The organism is Pseudomonas sp. LS1212 (assembly GCF_024741815.1).
Taxonomy (GTDB): Bacteria; Pseudomonadota; Gammaproteobacteria; order Pseudomonadales; family Pseudomonadaceae; genus Aquipseudomonas.
This window is the reverse complement of record NZ_CP102951.1, coordinates 2,211,119-2,228,873: the sequence shown is the minus strand read 5'-3', so window position 1 is coordinate 2,228,873 and position 17,755 is coordinate 2,211,119. Positions and strand designations below refer to the sequence as shown.

Genomic DNA, 17,755 nt, shown 5'->3' with positions numbered 1-17,755 from the left:
GCACAACTGGCTACAAGGTGAGGTGGCATTCTACTCGCTATGCAGGTTGGCATAAATCAACTCAGCGAGCTTTTTACTGATGCCAGGGGCTTTGGCGATCTCTTCGATGCTGGCACGACTGAGCTCCTGTAATCCACCAAAATGTTTGAGCAGGTCGCGCCGACGCTTGGGGCCGACGCCGGCGACACCTTCAAGCGTCGAGGTACGGCGGGTCTTGCCCCGGCGTGCACGATGCCCGGTGATGGCGAAACGGTGGGCTTCATCGCGAATCTGCTGGATCAGGTGCAGGGCCGGCGAGTCGCCGCGCAGGGTGAATTCGTGGGCGGCATCATTGAGGTAAAGGGTCTCGAAACCCGCCTTGCGGGTGGCGCCCTTGGCGACGCCGAGCAAAATCAGGTCCGGAACGGCCAATTCCTGCAGGACTTCGCGGGCCATGTTCAATTGGCCCTTGCCACCGTCGACCAATAGCACGTCGGGCAGCTTGCCCTCGCCGTCCTTCAGCTTGCTGAAGCGTCGGGTCAGCGCCTGATGCATCGCGGCATAATCGTCGCCCGGAGTAACGCCTTCGATGTTGTAGCGACGATAGTCGGACTTCAACGGCCCTTCCGGCCCGAACACCACGCAGGAGGCTACGGTCGCTTCGCCGCTGGAGTGGCTGATGTCATAGCACTCAAGCCGCTGTGGCGGCTCATCGAGGTTAAGCACTTCGGCCAGGGCGTCGAAACGCGCCGCCACGTGCTGCCGGTTGGCCAGCCGCGCACCCAGCGCCTGCTCGGCGTTGGTCACCGCCAATTGCTGCCAGCGCGCCCGGGTGCCGCGCACCCGGTGACTGATGGTCAACTCACGGCCGCGCAAGGTTTGCAGGGCCGAGATGATCGCGTCGAAATCTTCATGAACGACGTTGACGATCAATTCGCTGGGCAGGTCGCGCTCGGGGCTGGCCAGGAAGTACTGGGACAGAAACGCCGACATGACTTCGGCGACGTCCTCTTCGATACCCACCTGCGGGAAAAAATTCTTGCTGCCCAGCACGCGCCCGCCACGCACGCTGATCAGGTGCACGCAGGCGCCGCCCGGGTTGACGAACGCCGCCACCACATCGACATCGCCGCTGCCGCCTTCCATGCTTTGCTGATCCTGGACCCGGCGCAGCAAGGCGATCTGGTCACGCAGCTCGGCGGCACGCTCGAACTCCAGCGCCATGGCCGCCTGCTCCATCGAAGCATTCAACTCATCGGTCAGCTGGTTGCTGCGCCCCTCCAGGAACATGACCGAATGGCGAACGTCATCGGCATACACCTGCGCATCGACCAGGCCGACACAAGGCCCCTTGCAGCGCTTGATCTGGTATTGCAGGCATGGCCGGGTGCGGTTCTTGAAGTAGCTGTCTTCGCACTGGCGAACCTGAAAGGTTTTCTGCAACAGGCTCAGGCTTTCACGGATGGCACCGGCGCTGGGATAGGGACCGAAGTACTTGCCCTTCTGCTTCTTCGCGCCACGGTGAATAGTGAAGCGGGGAAACTCGGCGTCCGACAGGAACACATAAGGGTAGGACTTGTCGTCGCGCAGGAGGATGTTGTAAGGCGGGCGCCACTCCTTGATCAGCGTCTGCTCGAGCAACAGCGCTTCGGTCTCGTTGGCGACGATGGTGGTTTCCACCTGGGCGATCCGGCCAACCAGGGCGGCAGTCTTGGGCGCCAGCCCGGTCTTGCGAAAGTAGCTGGCCAGGCGCTTCTTCAGATTTTTCGCCTTGCCGACGTAAAGCAGCCGGGCCTCGGCGTCGAACATCCGATAGACACCGGGGCGGCCGCTGCAGGTGGCCAGGAATGCGCTTGGATCAAATGGAGCTATCATGATCAGAGGCTGGCGTCGACCATGCCGTGGCGCACCGCCAGCAAGGTCAGCTCGACATCACTGGTGACCGAGAGCTTCTCGAAAATCCGGTAGCGGTAGGTGTTGACGGTCTTGGGTGACAGGCAGAGTTTGTCGGAGATGATCTGTACCTTCTGGCAACCGACTATCATCAGCGCGATCTGGATTTCACGCTCTGACAGCGCATCGAAAGGCGATTGACTGGACTGCGGCTGGAATGACTTGAGCGCCAGCTGCTGGGCAATCTGCGGGCTGATATAGCGCTGGCCGGCGAATACCAGGCGAATGGCCTGGACCATTTCATCGAGCCCTGCGCCCTTGGTCAGGTAACCGGCCGCACCGGCCTGCAGCAAGCGGGTGGGAAACGGGTCCTCTTCACAGACGGTCACCGCCACGACCTTGACGTCGGGTTGGCTGCGCAGCAATTTGCGGGTCGCTTCAAGGCCGCCAATGCCTGGCATCTTGACGTCCATCAAGACCACATCCGGCCTGAGCTCGCGGGCAATCTTCAGGGATTCTTCGCCTGATTCGGCCTGCCCAACCACCTGCAGGCCATCGATATCGGCCAACATTCGAGTAATGCCTGTGCGCACCAGATCATGATCATCCACTACCAGGACCCTAATCAACAGACACCTCTCGTTATGGTCTTTTAGATTGCCCGCCACCTTAGCAAATAATCAGCCTGCTGACCTAGCTGAAAGCGCCGATCTGTTGGCGCCGGAATACCATCAGTGGCTATTAGCAGCATAGCCTCATTCGAGGTTAGTTTTTTGCGGTTGGCCGGGGTTTTCCGGCAGTGAATGCCGATAGCTCTGCCAAGGTCGTGACCAGACGGTGCAAGGCGTTCTGATCTTCCTGGTGCAGCACCCGATAGCAACCGAGCACCCGCTCCTCGGTCTGGGTCAAATGACCCAGTGGCGTGGGGGTGCGCACTCCGGTCAACACATACAGTACGTCGACCCCTCGCTCGGCGACTGCGGCCAGGTAATCGGCCTTGGGGGTGCGTTCGCCATTTTCGTATTTGCCCTGGGCATTGGGCTCGACACCACCGATATCGCCAAAGACCCGCTGAGTCAGACCAAGGCGCTCTCTTTCTTCCCTGATTCGCGAACCAATTCCACTCATTTGAATGTATAATCCATTACCCGAAACTCAAAAAGATGTGCAAAATCAAGGCACACCGCTCATCCTGAAACAGTTTTGAACTATGCCCGGTATACCGACTGCCACACAAGCCGAGGCTTGGAGAATGGAACACGGCATGTCGTCGACCGGCTCGAGCATCGGCAACGCCGATCGCCCTCCCGACAAGGAGTCACCCCATGCAAAACATGCACGAAGTCGCCCTGCTTTTCCTGGACCGCCATACCGAAGCGTCGGCTGCGTCCTGTCGCAACAGCCGCATCAATCGCTGCATCAGCCATCTGGTCGATACGGCCGACCTCAGCATCGGGGCTGCCGAAGACATCACCCTCCAGGCCCTTGCCGAGATTGAGGCGCGCACGACGACCTTTGCCGTGGACATGGTCCGCACAACGGCCCATGTCGTGTTCATTGTCGACCCCCGAACCGGCAACCAGCGCTTTTTCACGATCGGAGAGCTACTGGGGCTGAACCACTCGCGCTGAGCACCGTCGCTTCAACCGAAGGCCGGCCGCTCCATGCGCACGAAGCATTCCTCATCGCCGACCGCGACAAACCCCTTGCGCCGGTACAGCACCTGCGCGGGGTTGCTGTTGAATACCGTCAAGCGCACCAGCGGCAGGCTACGTTCACGGGCCCAGCGTACGGTCTGATCGAGCACCCGCGAGCCGATGCCCTGACCGCGGGCCGACTCGATCAGGTGCAATTCGCGGATATACAGCGCCCTGGCATCGGCACTGAGACTGAGAAAACCCACGGCACCTTCGGCTGTACTGAGCAACCACTGCTCGCGCCAAAACCAGGCCTGATCGAAAGCTTCGTCCAGCCACAACAGGTCGAACTCGCGGTAATACCCCAACATGGCGCGCCGGGCCAGGTCCCGGGCGAAAGGCAGGTCCGCTTCGGTGGCGGCGGTGAAATACAAATCCACTATGGAGCTCTGACATCCGGGGGTGTTGCCAAAGTCTGGCATAAATCACGGCCATTGAAATTTCTGATTGAATCGTCGGGCCGCCCTACAGTAAGCTCGGGGGCATCAACCGGAGAACAGCATGTCTCACCTCACTCTCACTCAAGCTTGTCACGCTGCCAGCGCTCGTCGCTCGGTCGTGGCTGCAGCCGAGCGTGCGGTATGTGCACCGGTCAACTTTTATTTTGGGTATTGGTTTAGCCACTGGCGCGCCTGATACCCACACGGCGCCCACTACTTAGGGGTCGCCTGACAGAGAATTCTCAACCCCCGGCCGGCCTCCCGACCGGGGGTTTTGTTTTTTCAGCCCCTGCAACATCGAACTGACACTGAACTTGAGGAATACGCCATGAACTACACCACCTATTACCGCTACGACAACAACACCGCCTGGCGATTTAGCCAGTTCCGTTCGGGACAGCCTGCCGCCTCCGATCGGTCACTCACAGGTGGCAAGCACACACACGACGCCAATACGGCCAATTGTCGAACACCTCAATAGGGTCGAGCGCGCGGGAAAGCACCCGCCGCCAACCCTGGGAAGCCCGAACATGAACTCGTCCATCTGCGCTCTGCCCCTGACTCACCTGCAGCCACAAAACCTGTCCCTGGCTGCCAACACCGTCGTCAGCCAACGCCTGCCCAGCACCTTGGGCCTCAAGCAACAAGTGCCCCTCACTGCCGCCCTGCATGAGCAAGTCATCGCTCATCGAAACGCCGTGCGCGCCATTCTCGATGGCAAGGATTCACGCCTGCTGTTGGTGGTCGGCCCGTGCTCGATCCACGACCCGCAATCGGCGCTGGAATACGCCGGCCGCCTGGCCAACCTGTCCCGCGATGTCAGCGATCAGATGCTGCTGGTCATGCGCGCCTACGTGGAAAAACCCCGCACCACCGTCGGCTGGAAAGGCCTGGCCTACGACCCGCGCCTGGATGGCAGTGACGACATGGTCGGCGGCCTGACCCTGTCCCGCGAATTGATGCGCGAAATGCTCAGGCTCGGCCTGCCGATTGCCACCGAACTGCTGCAACCCATGGCCGCCGGCTACTTCGACGACCTGCTCAGTTGGGCCGCCATTGGTGCGCGCACCACCGAGTCGCAAATTCACCGGGAAATGGTCAGCGGCCTGGCGCTGCCGGTCGGCTTCAAGAACGGCACCGACGGCGGCGTCGGCATTGCCTGCGATGCCATGCGCAGCGCAGCGCACCCACACCGACACTTCGGCGTCGATGCCCAGGGGCATCCGGCGATAATCGAAACCCAGGGCAACCCGGACACGCACCTGGTGCTGCGCGGTGGTCATCGTGGGCCGAACCATGATCGGCAAAACATTGCCCAGGTCCATCACGACCTCGCCAAGGCGGCGATCCCGGTGCGGATCATGGTCGACTGCAGCCATGCCAATAGCGGCAAAGACCCGTTGCGCCAGCCGCAGGTGTTCAACGACGTGCTTGAGCAACGCCTGCAGGGCGACCGCTCGCTGGTCGGGATGATGCTTGAAAGTCATCTGTTCGAAGGCTGCCAGGCGCTGGGCCCGTCATTGCGCTACGGTGTATCGGTGACCGATGGCTGCCTGGGTTGGGAAGCCACCGAGGCCTTGCTGCGCCGAGCAGCCGCTCAGTTGCGTCTGCACCAGACCACCCAGGCGCTGGCCTGAACACCGGTGTTTACAAGGGGTGGCGACAAGCCCCCCTTGTAAAGAGCAACACATCCAAACACTGGCAGTCCTTCCTAGATATTCTGGTCTTGCGGATCATAGGCAAACACCTGGCCGGCTGGTGCCGTCAAGGTCACCCGCACAATCGGCAAGTAACGCCCTGTCTGCTGGTAATAGTCGCGCTGGATGTACTGAGCGCCGGACAAGGCGGCACTCCCCGCGGTGTAGAAGAACGCTTCGAGGGGAATCTGCGTGGGGATGTTCTGTGGCCAGGCCGCGAGGATGATTTCATTCCAGCTCCCGCCATGTGCACGCACGTCGATGTTGAGTTGGTATTGCGCCGCGCCGGGACTGAAAGCACAACTGCTGCCAGGGCTGCTTGCATAGCGCGCACGCCAGGCAGCCACGGTCGTAATGTTCTCGGCGTCGCAAAACCCTCTGCAGCTATTGGGGATACCACTGGTCCCGGCGTTGGCGGGATAGGCACAACGCAGTGTCGCCGGATAACTGACGGGTGCAAATGATTCCGTGAAGATGAACCCTTGCACCCCCGCCAACTGGACCGTGCCGACATCCGCCCTTACATAGCTGAACGACACACCGTTGCGCCCCACCGAGTTGGGGCTGGGGTTCCAGGCATGAAAACCAGGCGACGCCGCCGCGCCTCGGATCAACACCCCATTGCAATAAAATGCCGCCCGGCCATCGCGACAGGTCGACGCGGTATCGCTATAGCGTGCATTGAGCCTGGAGGCGAGCTGATAACCGACATAGAGTTGATCTTTCTGATTGAAGCCAAAGACGTTGCGCTGCCCATCGTTCAAGTCCATGCGCAGCACCGGCAACCACTCCCCCGTCGCCCGGTAATAATCGCGTTGGTCACGTTGCGCACTGAGCAGCGAGCCGACTTGTGTCACGTCGTAAAACAAGGCTTGCAAGGGCAGCCGCGCCGGGAGTTGCTCGTCCCAGTTCCTGACCAGCAACTCATCGGGCCTTGAGGCGCCATCGTCCCCCTGAACGTCATAGTCCTTGCCTTGGCTGATGGCAGTGAACCGGTCGGCAAACACATAGCCGCTTTTGTGCCCCAGCGTACTGGTGATGCCATCGGCGCGCAGGTAGGCAAAGCGCTCGGCCCCCAGGCCGATGGCCTCCGGGCCATGCCGCCAAAATTCCCGACCATGATCGGCCGGCACCGGTCGGGCCAGTACCCCATTGCAAAAGTAAGGGGGATTGTTGACCGCGCACGTGGCTGCAACGATGTTGTAGCGCCTGTTCAACAGTTGCGCGGTTTCGGGGCCGGTCACCGCTTGCGCGGTACCGGCGATCAGCACCAGTGCCAGCAGCACAACCATAAAGCGCGGAAGGCTCAGCGACATGACAGTCTTCTCCTTTGACTAAAGTACAGTGGCCCACTGCCTGACTCATGGCCGTCCGGGTTTATTGAAGGTTCTGTGTCTGGGGTTCGAAGGTAAAAATTTGCCCGTTGGCGGCAGTCAACGTCACGCGCAACAACGGCAGGTAGCGCCCGGTTTCGCCAAAGTAGTCGCGCTGGAAATGCTGGCCACCGGCCAGGCCGTTGCCTGGCACGTGCGACGTAGCGCTATAGATAAACGCCTCGAGCGGCAGCTGCTCGGGGATATTCTGCGGCCAAGCGGCGAACATGATTTCATTCCAGCCGTAGGCATCACCCGCCACCGGACGAATATCGGCGTTTAACTGAAGCTGCGTGGGGTCGGGCTGGAAGGCACAACTCGAATGAGGGCTTGCCGAATAACGCTGCAGCCATTGCGTCACGCTCGTCACGCCAAGCTGTGCGCAAACGCTTCTGAAGGTGCAAGCGGCGCCCGGTCCTGCGGCGCCCGTGCCGGTATCGACCGGATAGATACACGCCAGGGTCAAGGGGTGACCGACGGGCGCCGCCATCTCCCGGAGCACGAAACCCTGCGCCTTGTATACTTTCATCACATCGGTATCGGCACGCAGGTAGCTGAACGACACGCCATTGATCCTGTCCGAATTCGGACTGGGGTTCCAGGCGTGAAAGGCGCCCACATCCGTCGTTCGTATTAACACACCATTGCAATAGAACGCCGCCCGACCATCGCGGCAGGTCGGCGAGGTATCGGCGTAGCGTGCGTTGAGCCTGGAGGCTACCTGGTAACCGACATAGAGTTGGTCCTGCTGATTGAACCCGAACACCTTGTCTTGCCCATCGTTCAAGTCCATGCGCAGAATCGGTAACCACTCCTGCGTTACCTGGTAATAGGCGAGCTGATCGCGTTGCGCCGCCAGCAGCGCACCGCTTTGCGTCACGTCGTAAAACAGGCCCTGCAAGGGGAGCGGCCCGGGGCTTTGCTCATCCCAGTTTTTAATCAGTAACTCATCGGGCCGTCCCGCCCCGTCGTCGCCTTGCAGCTCATAGGCCTTGTCCTGGCTGATGGCGGTGAACCGGTCGGCAAACACGTAGCCACTTCTATGCTCCAACGTGCTCGTCACGCCATCGGTGCGCAGGTAGGCAAAGCGCTCGGCACCCTCGGCAATCGCCTCGGGGCCGTGCTTCCAGAACGCCTGGCCATGATCAGCCGGTACCGGCCGGGCCAGTACCCCACTGCAAAAGTAAGGGGGATTGTTGCCGGCACACTCGGCCGGCGTCAGGGCATAGCGCCTGTTCAACAGTTGCGCGGTTTCGGGGCCGGTCACCGCTTGCGCGGTACCGGCGATCAGCAGCAGCGCCAGCAGCGCGATGCAAAGACGCGAAATATTCATCGACATGACAGCCCTCTCCTTTTGGCAATCCTGCCCCGGGGATTAACCGCGCGAGGCGCCCAGTACCTGCCACATCTGATCGGTGCTTTCTCCGCTGGCGTTGCCGTGGAGCGACTCACCGTCCAGGTAGTAAACCCAGGCGGTGCCGGCACCCAGCGAGTCACCCGTCCAGAAGGGGTAGCCCAACCAATCCAGGTAGCTCGCCACCGGCCCGCTGCTGGGGTAATACAACGTCCACAGGCGCTTGATCTGCACCAGGCTTATCGGGTCCAGGCCAGCCGCTGCGCAGACGTTGGACATCCCCTGCCAGTTGGCCCCGGTACTGAGAAAATGCAGTTGCTGGATGCCCCTGACCGTCAGTGCGTAGCTTTTTGACACCCCCAGGCTATCGGTGGCGGTAATCGTGCATTGGCCATTGCTAACGGCGGTGAGTTCACCCCTGTTATCGACCGTGGCGATCGCGGTATTGCTGCTGCGGTAAAGGTAAGGTGCGACGCCCCATGTAGCCGGACGCAACAGGTGCGCAAAGGCCGGCGTCTGAAGCGGCGGCTTTTCGGCGACAACATAGTTGTGGGGGCTCAGGTCAAAGGTGACCGCACCTTCGAAGCCGGCCTTGATTGCCAGGGTGAGAACGACCGAAGAATCCAGAGCGCCTTGATAGCGCTGGACTTCGTAGCGCACCCGGACGTCGCTACCAAGGCTGGCGGCGACCTTGGCCGCAGCGACGGTAAAGGTGACATCTCTGCCCACCGCGCTCTGGCTGATCGGCAGCGAATCACTGTCACTGCCCCCCGGGGTATCGGACTGCCAAAAGAACGTCACCGAGTCGCGATACGCCATGCCGGTATAGGGCCGTATCCGCACGGTTGCGCCCTGCGGCACATCGGCAGGGTCCAGGGCGTTGTCCTGGGCTTGATCCACCAAAGGGAGCGGTAGCGTCTGATTGATCGTGGACATTTTTCATCACCTCATGAGCTGTCGGGCACTCGGCGCCCTCACGGCGCGCCGAGTGTCATTCCGGGTTGGGATGCGTTATGAAACCAGAGAAGCGGATACCGGTTGGGCAGCGCTCACGTTGCTACTGGCCGCCAGTCCTGGTGCGGTTTGATAGGACACCTGGCCGCGCAGCCTGTCTTGCACGGCGCTGCTGTCGCCTCCACCGGCCGGTTGCCCCCAGGTCACGACCCGGCCATCGGAGGTCAAGGCCGTGAACCCGTGGGAGTTGGCATAAATGGCCCGCACGTTGGTCAACTGACCGACCACCGCCGACGTGTCGCCGCCAGTGGTTACATTGCCCCAGGCGACCACCGTTCCATTTCGGCGCAGTGCGGCAAAACTCATTGCGCTGCCAACCACCTGGACAATATCCGACAAGCTGGCAATCGGGTCTGGCACCACCCCGCCTTCGGCGGCTGTCCCCCAGGCCACCACATGGCCGTTGCGCCGGCGAGCGGCAAAGGCGCGCCAGGTGCTGGTGACCTCAACGATATCGGTCAAGGACTTGATCAGGTCCGGCACCAGAGCACCATAATTGATATCGCCCCAAGCCACGACCTGGCCGGTGGCCCGCAGCGCCGTGAAAGCGCGCGCGTTGGCGCCGGACAATTCGGTGATATCCGTCAAGGTAGCAACATAGGCAGGCACGTTACCACCGTAGGCGGCATTCCCCCAGGCGACGACGCGGCGGTTGCCGCGCAAGGCGGCAAAGGCTGCATAACTGCCAACAACCCGCACGATGTCGGTAAAGCCACCGATATCGGCAGGTACCGTCCCGCCGTTGGCAGGGGAGCCCCAAGCCACGACCTGCCCCGTCGCACGGCGCGCCGCAAACGCCGACCCGCCACCGTACAGATCGGTGATATCGCGCAGTTGATCAATGGCCGGAGGCACGGTCGCACCATTGGCCGCGGTTCCCCAGGCCACCACCTGCCCGCTCGACTTTCTACCGGCGAATGCCATGGCATTACTGATGACCGACACAAAATCGCCGGCCGGTACAGCTCCCAGGCTGCCCCCTTCGGCGGCATTGCCCCACACCACCACAAAGCCGTTTTCCCGCCGCGCGGCATAGGCGCTGCGCGTGCACGCCCCCTCGACGATGTCGTCCATGGTGATAATGGTCGGAGGGATGAAACCGCCGTTGGCAGGGTTGCCCCAACCCACCACATCACCCGTATCACGATGGGCAACGAAGGCTGCCGTTCCGTTGATGGTGGTGTCGTTACCACTGCCGATGATATTGGCCGGGTTGAGCGTGACCTGGTCGGTACTGGAACGGACATGCAAGGGCAACCAGGGCTTGGTATCGCGCCACGTGGTGGCAGAAACCCAGGCCACTTCATCGGCATATCGCCATTCGGCCAGCAACGGCAAGTTGGTGTTGGCATTGAAGGCACTGATCAAATAGGAAGCACCCGAAGCCCGGTAGGTATTGCGGTTGTAGCGCGCGCCCATGACCCGCAGATCGCCGGCACCAATGACTCGGTTGACGTCATAGTTGACCACGTCTGATTGCTCTTCCGGGCCGCCGGCGTTGCGGCGAATGCTGTAGCTCAGCGCGATACGGTTTCCGTTGTTGGCGTTGACCACGGCATAGGGCACCGTCACGATCAATGCCTGGCCACCGCCACCGGCCGGGACCGACTGCGAGACGGTCGTAGTCCCTGCACCAGGGGTACCCAGCCATGACACCGTAACAACGTCGAAATCTTTCAACTGCGCCGAGGCATCGATCCGTACCGAGGCGCCATTGAGCACATCATCGGGGTTGAGTTGGTTGCCGTTGGCCTGGACGATGCTCGGCAGCGGCAGTTGTGCCGATTGCACACGCAGGGTGAGCACGCTGGACTCCGGACTGCCGCCCTCGAAACGGTCGACCCGGTAGAAAACGTGGACATTGCCGTTCTGGTTCGCCAGCACATACGCATAGGGCACGGTGAAGACCACCGGCCGCCCGACAGTATTGCCGGTGATGGACTTGAAGTCGCTGTAACTGCCGCCCGCGCCATCGCCCACCCAGCTCAGGTGCACTTCGTCGCCGGCCGCCATACCGTCATAGACCGCAATCTGCACCGTGGCGCCTCGTGTGGCATCACCCGGGTTGAGTACCCCCCCTACCGCCTCGAGCACTACCGGCGCGGCCAGCGGTACTTCAACGGCGACGCCAATGCGCAACTGCAAGCGCCCTGACGTCCGGGTCGGCACACCGCTGCGTTCAACCCGGTACCAGACCTCGACCTCGCCATTGCGATTGGCTTCGATATACTTGGCGTCCACCCAGAAGGTCACCTCCTTGCCCACGGCACCCGAACCGATCGGCACAAAGTCGCTGAAACTGCCGGCCCCGGTGCTGCCACGCCACTCCAGGTAGACCGTGTCACCAATCTTCATGTTGCTGTAAGGGGCGATCACCACCTCGGTGCCATCGGGCACGGCATCGGGGTCCAGTACGCCGTTCTCGGCTGCCGGCACGGTGGGCGCGGGCAACTCGGCCTGCGCTTCGCCTACCTGCAACGCCAGTCGGTCGGACTCCAGCGGCGCAGGCGAAGTATCGCTGCTGACCCGGTAGTACACCTCCAGCGAGCCGCCATCGAGGATCGCGATATGCGTGCCGGCCACGGTAAAGGTCAAGGGCCTGCCCACTTGCGAGTTGCTGACGGTACGTTGGGTCTCGAACAGATACGGCGTGCCATTGGCCCGCAGGCCCAGCCAGCTGATCTTCACCACATCGCCAGCGAGCATGCCCGCGTAGGCCGGCACCTGCACCCGGGCTTGCGCCAACGTCGGTTCCAGTGTGCCGCCCACCGCCTCAAGTACCGTGGGTGCCGGCAGGCGAACGGCGGCGCCGACCACGCTGACGCTGGCCCGCTTGGAGGGCAGCGGCGCGCCGCCCGCTGCCTTGGTCAGCACATAGGACACCACGGCCCGGCTGCGGACGATTTCCCGGACTTTGGAATTGGGGATCAGGAACTCAAGAATACGACCGACGATCACAACCGCTTTTTGCTCGACATGTTCTACCGGCTGGCCTTGTGCGGTCGTCCCGGTCCAGGTCAGGGTCACGGTGTCTGCCACCGCGAAGTCGGGCCGCGAGGCAATCACCTGCACGGTGACGTCGTTCTGGCCCAGCAGGTCCAGGTCGATCACGTCATTTTCATCGGCATCGGCCACGATTGGCGCCATCAACCGCGAGCCACTGGCCTCGACGTAAACGAAGGCGCGCAGCGACCAGTCGCTGGAGACGTTCTGCACCTCATCGATAACCCGATAGACCACCACCAGCGCATCACTGTCGCCAGCGGCCAGAATTGTCTCGGGAGGCACGATAATCTCGATCGACTGGCCGACTTCCCCCGGCTGCACCACATGGAAGACAAACTCACCGCCCCAGCTGAGCTGGATCGTGTCGTACTCGCGCATGTTCGGGTAGGGCTCGATCGTCACCGGCACCGCCACCGGCTCGCTGACGTCGCCCTCGATCCCCGGCGGCACCAACAGCTGATGGCCGGGCGCATCCGGCTCTGGGTCGGTGCCGCCCGGAAAGTCCAGTTTGACCAGCACCGACAGTGGGGTCGACTCTTCCGGGTTACCACCGCCGGCACGGGTTACCCGGCAAAACAAGTCGTTGATCCCGGTCGGGATGTTCGCAGCCGGGACGTACATCAGTACGTTATTGTTGACATCTGCGGCCCCGACCACACCCGAAGCGACCGACACCGTGGGGCTGCCCCAGAACACATCGATCCAGTCACCCTCGCGCATGTTGGTGTAGGCCTGAACAGTGATCAACAAACCCGAGGTGCTGGCATGCACCATATGGTAGTTGACCCCAACGTCGGCACCGTTCACCGGCATGATCTGACCGGAGATATAGATCGGCAACAAGGTCCGAGACCCTGCCGCGAACATTGAAAAAGCGGACACTTCTTTATCTTTAATCCGCTTATTGAAAGCGTCGATAGCGTCCTGGAGCGTAAACTCGTTCCCGGCTAGTGGTTCTTCGATGGTCATGAGCGGCCTCCAATCCATGTGATAAGCCCAGGTGTCAGTTCAAAAAGAACCGATTGGCTTCCTGCCAATTGGAAACTGATCAGCGGACGCCCCACAACTATCAGAAATGATAGGTAGCGACGAACGGTTATGCCTGCTTGCAATCGCTTGAAGGGGAAGGCAAGGCCAGGTTTTGTCCGTGGATCACACCAGGGCCGCCACCGACTTGATCTGAGCGGACGTGCCGCGCGGGATGGGGGGTCGCAAGGTTTTGCGACCCTTATCGCCGCCTGGCGACGACAAGGGCCGCGTCGCGACCGAAAAACATCAGGATTACAGGCGTTGCAGACACCAGGCCCCTACGATAGTGGTGTTTGTTGCGTGCGCGCAGTAGATTGCACGGTGAGTGTAGTGATAGAACGCATAGGGAGTGCCAGGCAAGCCTGCGCAAGCCCCCAGCTCACAAAGCCAATAGTGCCTGTTTATCGGAAACGGTATGCGATACACCCTGTGCATATCGGCCACCGCGCTGGAATAGCAAGGAACGGCATTGGCCAGCGAGTTCTTCCAAGCGATGGCTTGTGTGGCATTGAGGTTTCCGTTATGCACCACCAGACGGTACACATTGCTGACGCTCACTGAATAAGAGACCGTCCGGCCCCGCTGGTCCGTGGCGGTAATGCTGACCGAGCCGTTGCCATTGCCAGTCACCTTCCCGGCCGCGGTCACCGAGGCGACCGCAGGGTTGCTGGAGGCATAGGTGTACGGCGGCTTGCCGCCGCTGGCCAGGCGCGTCTGCGTATTGCCCTCGGAGTCAACGCCGGTGGTTGCCCAGCCCGTTCCTTTGACGGAGATGCCATTGAGGTTCATCGGATTGGGGCTGATGGTCAGTGCCGCCACTACCGTGAGCATGAGTGCCGGTGAGCTCACCGGGCTGCTGGCAACGTGAGTCACGGTATAGGTCACGCTCACGCCCCTCCCGGCATTGCCGGCAAGGATCGCCTTGGGAACCCGGAAGTTCATCACCCCGGCCGCCTGGACGATTTGGGGAGGGGAGGTGTAGCCGGGGGCCCCGCTCACATGAACGACCACGCTATCGCCTTGCACCATCGGTTCATAGGTGACTTGTACCGTGGCGCCGATCTCGGGTACATCGCCCGGGTCCCATGTGTTGCCGACAGCCTCGATGGCTATCGGAGCCGTCAAAATCAGCGGCTCCCTGGCCACGCGCACGGTCAATACCTCAGACTCCAGGCTGCTGCCCGCGAGCCGGTACAGCCGGTAGGAAATACGGACACTACCGTTCTGACTGGCCGCTACATGCTCATAAGGCACCTTGAAAACAACAGGTATCCCCACCGCCTCCACGTTTTTGGGGAGCGGTGTGAACACGGTTGCTCCCTGCCAGTTCAGCAGGATGGTGTCGCCTATCGTCATGTCGTCATAGAGAACGCTTACCGTGGCGCCGTCGGCCGGCACATTGATCGGGTCCAATGTATCTCCGATGGCCTCTACGGCCGTCGGGGCGGGCAGTTGCACTTTGCTCACCCGCAGCGGCAGCACCACCGATTCCTGCGTGCCGCCGTCGACGCGGCGAACTTGATAGGAAACGCCGAGGTTGCCGTCCTGGTTGGCCTTCACATACGCATAAGGCACGGTGAAGGTAACCGGTTGCCCGACGGCATCACGGCTGATGGGCTTGCTCTCATAGTAAACACCGCCGGCCTTGTCGCCTTCCCAGCGCAGGTACACTTCATCGTTCTCTTTCATTCGGTCATAAACGGCGATCCTCACGGTGGCACCTGCTGTCACATCCACCGGATTCAACACACCTTCTACCGCCTCCAGCACCACTGGAGCGGCCAGGGGCTCTTCCACGGCGACGCCGATGCGCACTACCAGGCGAGCCGAGGTCCGGGTCGGGACACCGCTGTGCTCGACCCGATACCAGATTTCGACCTCGCCGTTGCGGTTGGCTTCGATATAGTCGGCGTCTACCCAGAAACTCACCGGTTTGCCCACCGCTGAGCCGCTGATGGGCACACTGTCGCTGAGATGGCCTTGCCCCGTACTGCCGCGCCACTCCAGGTAAACCGTGTCGCCAGCCGCCATGTTGCTGTAAACCGCAATCAACACCTCGGTGCCATCGGGCACCTTGTCAGGGTCCAGCACACCGTCCACGGCATCCGGGACATTCGGCGCGGGCAGTTCGGCCTGCGCCTCGCCCACCCGCAGGGTCAAGCGTTCGGACTCCAGCGGCGCGGGCAGCGAATCGACGAGCACCTGATAAGACACCTCCACCGAGCCACCATCGAGTATCGCAATATGCGTACCGGGCACGGTAAAGGACAGCGGCCTACTGGCCTGCGAGCCGCTGATGGGGCGCTGAGTTTCATGCAGATAAGCGCCACCATCGGCTTTGCGGCCCAGCCAGGTGATCTTCACGACATCGCCTGGCTTCGTCCCCAGGTATGGCACCGTCACGCGGGCTTGCGCAAGGGTCGGATCCAGCGTGCCACCCACCGCTTCGGTCACCGTCGGTGCCGGCAGGCTTACTGCCGTGCCGACCACACTGACGCTGGCCCGCTTGGAGGGCAATTGCGCCCCGCCCACCGCCCTGGTCAGGACATAGGACACCACCGCCCGGCCCCGAGCGATTTCCCGGACCGTGGCGTTGGGGATCGTGAAAGTCAGGATACGACCGACCACCAAAACCGGGAGCTCGTCGGTATGCACCACTGTCTGGCCCTGCGCGGTCGTCCCGGTCCAGGTCAGCGCCACCTTGTCGTCCTTGGCGAAGTTGGGCCGCGATGCCACCACCTGAATGGTAACGTCAGCCTGCCCCAACAGGTCCAGATCAATGACGTCATTTTCATCGGCATCGGCCACGATCGGTGCTTCCAGTCGCGAGCCACCCGCCTCGACATACACGAAGGTGCGCGGTGACCAGTCACTGGAGACGTTCTGCACCACGTCAATGACCTGATACACCACCACCTGTGCATCGCTGTCGCCGGCGGCGAGAATCAGCTCGGCAGGCACAGGGATCACAATGGGCTGGCCGACATCTGCCGCTGTCACGGCATGGTCGACGAACTCACCGCCCCAACTGAGGTGGATCGTGTCGTGCTCCGCCATGTTCGGGTAGGGGTCGATGGTGACCTCCACGCCACCATTGTCTGTCAACCACTGCTCGGTGACGCCGCCATCGACCACGGCCTGCGGCAATTTCGCGGGCACCAGCAATTGATGGCCGGGTTCGTCCGGCTTCGGGTCGGTGCCGGCGGGAAAGGCCAGCTTGACCAGTACCGACAAGGGCGTCGATTCCTCCGGATTACCCCCGCCGGCACGGGTCACCCGGCAAAACAGGGTGTTGAGGCCGGTAGGGATGCGTACGGCGGCGATGAACATCGGGAAGTTCTGATTGAGATGCTCGGCGCGGACCCCATCCGAGGCGACCGGCACATCGGGATTGCCGAAGAACACTTCGATCCAGTCGCCTTCGCGCATATTGGTGTAGGCCTGGACGATAATCAGCAGGCCCGAGGTGCTGGAGTGCAGCATGTGAAAGTTGACGCCACCATCGGCACCGACGGCTCCAGGCAAAGGCCTGATCAGCCCGGGAATGAAGATGGGCAGCAAGGCCAATGGCCCTGGTGCGGCATACATCTCGGACTCGGCGTTCACCGCGCCGAACACCCCAGACGCCGAACTCTCTGGCGGGTGGGCAAACGGTTGATTGTAAGCGGCGAGTTGATCGGCAAGTGTCAGTTCCTCGCCTGCCTCATCGGGGAGCGGTTGTTCAACGGTCATGAGCGGTCTCCAGTCCATATGGTGAGCTCGGGCTTCAGTTCAAAAAGAAGTGAATGGCTCCCGGGCGATTGGAGGCTGAAATCAGAAGGCCCACAACTGTCAGAAATGATAGGTAGCGACGAACGGCAAGGCCCCTATAAAGCCAGGCCGGGAAGCTGTGCCCAGGAACTTTTAGCGGGAAATCACCCACTGATTCCGGTAGGCTCAGCACTTTACTGTCAAAGGAGTACCACCATGGCCAAAGCCACTGCCCGTCACATCCTGGTTGCCAGCGAAGCCAAGTGCAACGAACTGAAAGCTCAAATCGAAGGCGGCGCCGACTTCGCCGAAGTCGCCAAAGCGAACTCCACCTGCCCGTCCAGCCGCCAGGGCGGCGACCTGGGCTCGTTCGGCCCGGGTCAGATGGTCAAGGAATTCGACACCGTGGTATTCAGCGCGCCGCTGAATGTCGTGCAAGGCCCGGTGAAGACCCAGTTCGGCTATCACCTGCTGGAAGTCACCAGCCGCCAGGACTGATCGACCTGCGCTATAAAGTGAGAGC

Annotated in this window: 13 protein-coding genes; 4 read left to right on the top strand and 9 right to left on the bottom strand. The window is 61.7% G+C overall.

The window, feature by feature from the left end:
* Nucleotides 1-30: 30 nt before the first annotated feature.
* From uvrC to NVV94_RS10420, 3 genes are all read right to left on the bottom strand, one after another.
* Complete coding sequence (gene uvrC / locus NVV94_RS10430; RefSeq protein ID WP_258447084.1) at nucleotides 31-1,854, bottom strand: excinuclease ABC subunit UvrC; 1,824 nt, start codon at nucleotides 1,852-1,854, stop codon at nucleotides 31-33.
* 2 nt (nucleotides 1,855-1,856) lie between these two features.
* On the bottom strand, nucleotides 1,857-2,501 hold the full coding sequence (gene uvrY / locus NVV94_RS10425; RefSeq protein ID WP_258447083.1) for a UvrY/SirA/GacA family response regulator transcription factor: 645 nt from the start codon (nucleotides 2,499-2,501) through the stop codon (nucleotides 1,857-1,859).
* Nucleotides 2,502-2,637: 136 nt separating this feature from the next.
* On the bottom strand, nucleotides 2,638-3,000 hold the full coding sequence (locus NVV94_RS10420) for a helix-turn-helix domain-containing protein (protein ID WP_258447082.1): 363 nt from the start codon (nucleotides 2,998-3,000) through the stop codon (nucleotides 2,638-2,640).
* A 197-nt stretch (nucleotides 3,001-3,197) separates the two neighbouring features.
* Between NVV94_RS10420 and NVV94_RS10415 the strand changes: the two genes are divergently transcribed.
* Nucleotides 3,198-3,503 (top strand): hypothetical protein, encoded by a 306-nt coding sequence (locus NVV94_RS10415; RefSeq protein WP_258447081.1) that lies wholly within the window; start codon nucleotides 3,198-3,200, stop codon nucleotides 3,501-3,503.
* A gap of 11 nt (nucleotides 3,504-3,514) precedes the next feature.
* Here NVV94_RS10415 and NVV94_RS10410 read toward each other — a convergent pair whose 3' ends face one another.
* Nucleotides 3,515-3,949, bottom strand: coding sequence for a GNAT family N-acetyltransferase (locus NVV94_RS10410; RefSeq protein WP_258447080.1), 435 nt, complete (start codon nucleotides 3,947-3,949; stop codon nucleotides 3,515-3,517).
* A 388-nt stretch (nucleotides 3,950-4,337) separates the two neighbouring features.
* Between NVV94_RS10410 and NVV94_RS10405 the strand changes: the two genes are divergently transcribed.
* Together NVV94_RS10405 and NVV94_RS10400 are read left to right on the top strand one after the other, a co-directional pair.
* Nucleotides 4,338-4,490, top strand: coding sequence for a hypothetical protein (locus NVV94_RS10405; RefSeq protein ID WP_258447079.1), 153 nt, complete (start codon nucleotides 4,338-4,340; stop codon nucleotides 4,488-4,490).
* A gap of 49 nt (nucleotides 4,491-4,539) precedes the next feature.
* The gene (locus NVV94_RS10400; protein WP_258447078.1) at nucleotides 4,540-5,646 is read left to right on the top strand and encodes a 3-deoxy-7-phosphoheptulonate synthase; all 1,107 of its coding nucleotides are present in this window, start codon (nucleotides 4,540-4,542) and stop codon (nucleotides 5,644-5,646) included.
* Between the two features lie 74 nt (nucleotides 5,647-5,720).
* On the opposite strand, the gene NVV94_RS10395 is transcribed toward NVV94_RS10400, so the two are convergent.
* From NVV94_RS10395 to NVV94_RS10375, 5 genes are all read right to left on the bottom strand, one after another.
* Entirely contained in the window at nucleotides 5,721-7,022 is a 1,302-nt protein-coding gene (locus NVV94_RS10395; RefSeq protein WP_258447077.1) for a hypothetical protein, read from the bottom strand.
* Between the two features lie 61 nt (nucleotides 7,023-7,083).
* Nucleotides 7,084-8,418 (bottom strand): hypothetical protein, encoded by a 1,335-nt coding sequence (locus NVV94_RS10390; RefSeq protein ID WP_258447076.1) that lies wholly within the window; start codon nucleotides 8,416-8,418, stop codon nucleotides 7,084-7,086.
* 36 nt (nucleotides 8,419-8,454) lie between these two features.
* Nucleotides 8,455-9,369 carry an Ig-like domain-containing protein gene (locus tag NVV94_RS10385; RefSeq protein WP_258447075.1) on the bottom strand — a complete coding sequence of 305 codons (915 nt, stop codon included), beginning with the start codon at nucleotides 9,367-9,369 and terminating at the stop codon, nucleotides 8,455-8,457.
* Between the two features lie 75 nt (nucleotides 9,370-9,444).
* Nucleotides 9,445-13,335, bottom strand: coding sequence for a hypothetical protein (locus tag NVV94_RS10380; protein ID WP_258447074.1), 3,891 nt, complete (start codon nucleotides 13,333-13,335; stop codon nucleotides 9,445-9,447).
* A gap of 399 nt (nucleotides 13,336-13,734) precedes the next feature.
* Nucleotides 13,735-17,214, bottom strand: coding sequence for an Ig-like domain-containing protein (locus NVV94_RS10375; RefSeq protein ID WP_258447073.1), 3,480 nt, complete (start codon nucleotides 17,212-17,214; stop codon nucleotides 13,735-13,737).
* A gap of 234 nt (nucleotides 17,215-17,448) precedes the next feature.
* Here NVV94_RS10375 and NVV94_RS10370 point away from each other — a divergent pair, with 234 nt between their 5' ends.
* The gene (locus NVV94_RS10370; protein WP_059405911.1) at nucleotides 17,449-17,730 is read left to right on the top strand and encodes a peptidylprolyl isomerase; all 282 of its coding nucleotides are present in this window, start codon (nucleotides 17,449-17,451) and stop codon (nucleotides 17,728-17,730) included.
* The last annotated feature ends 25 nt before the right edge of the window (nucleotides 17,731-17,755 follow it).

Bases quoted from the DNA above. Each gene is read 5' to 3' on its own strand.
- uvrC (WP_258447084.1), bottom strand. From the start codon at position 1,854: ATGATAGCTCCATTTGATCCAAGCGCATTCCTGGCCACCTGCAGCGGC.
- NVV94_RS10420 (WP_258447082.1), bottom strand. From the start codon at position 3,000: ATGAGTGGAATTGGTTCGCGAATCAGGGAAGAAAGAGAGCGCCTTGGT.
- NVV94_RS10415 (WP_258447081.1), top strand. From the start codon at position 3,198: ATGCAAAACATGCACGAAGTCGCCCTGCTTTTCCTGGACCGCCATACC.
- NVV94_RS10405 (WP_258447079.1), top strand. From the start codon at position 4,338: ATGAACTACACCACCTATTACCGCTACGACAACAACACCGCCTGGCGA.
- NVV94_RS10400 (WP_258447078.1), top strand. From the start codon at position 4,540: ATGAACTCGTCCATCTGCGCTCTGCCCCTGACTCACCTGCAGCCACAA.
- NVV94_RS10395 (WP_258447077.1), bottom strand. From the start codon at position 7,022: ATGTCGCTGAGCCTTCCGCGCTTTATGGTTGTGCTGCTGGCACTGGTG.
- NVV94_RS10390 (WP_258447076.1), bottom strand. From the start codon at position 8,418: ATGTCGATGAATATTTCGCGTCTTTGCATCGCGCTGCTGGCGCTGCTG.
- NVV94_RS10385 (WP_258447075.1), bottom strand. From the start codon at position 9,369: ATGTCCACGATCAATCAGACGCTACCGCTCCCTTTGGTGGATCAAGCC.
- NVV94_RS10375 (WP_258447073.1), bottom strand. From the start codon at position 17,214: ATGACCGTTGAACAACCGCTCCCCGATGAGGCAGGCGAGGAACTGACA.
- NVV94_RS10370 (WP_059405911.1), top strand. From the start codon at position 17,449: ATGGCCAAAGCCACTGCCCGTCACATCCTGGTTGCCAGCGAAGCCAAG.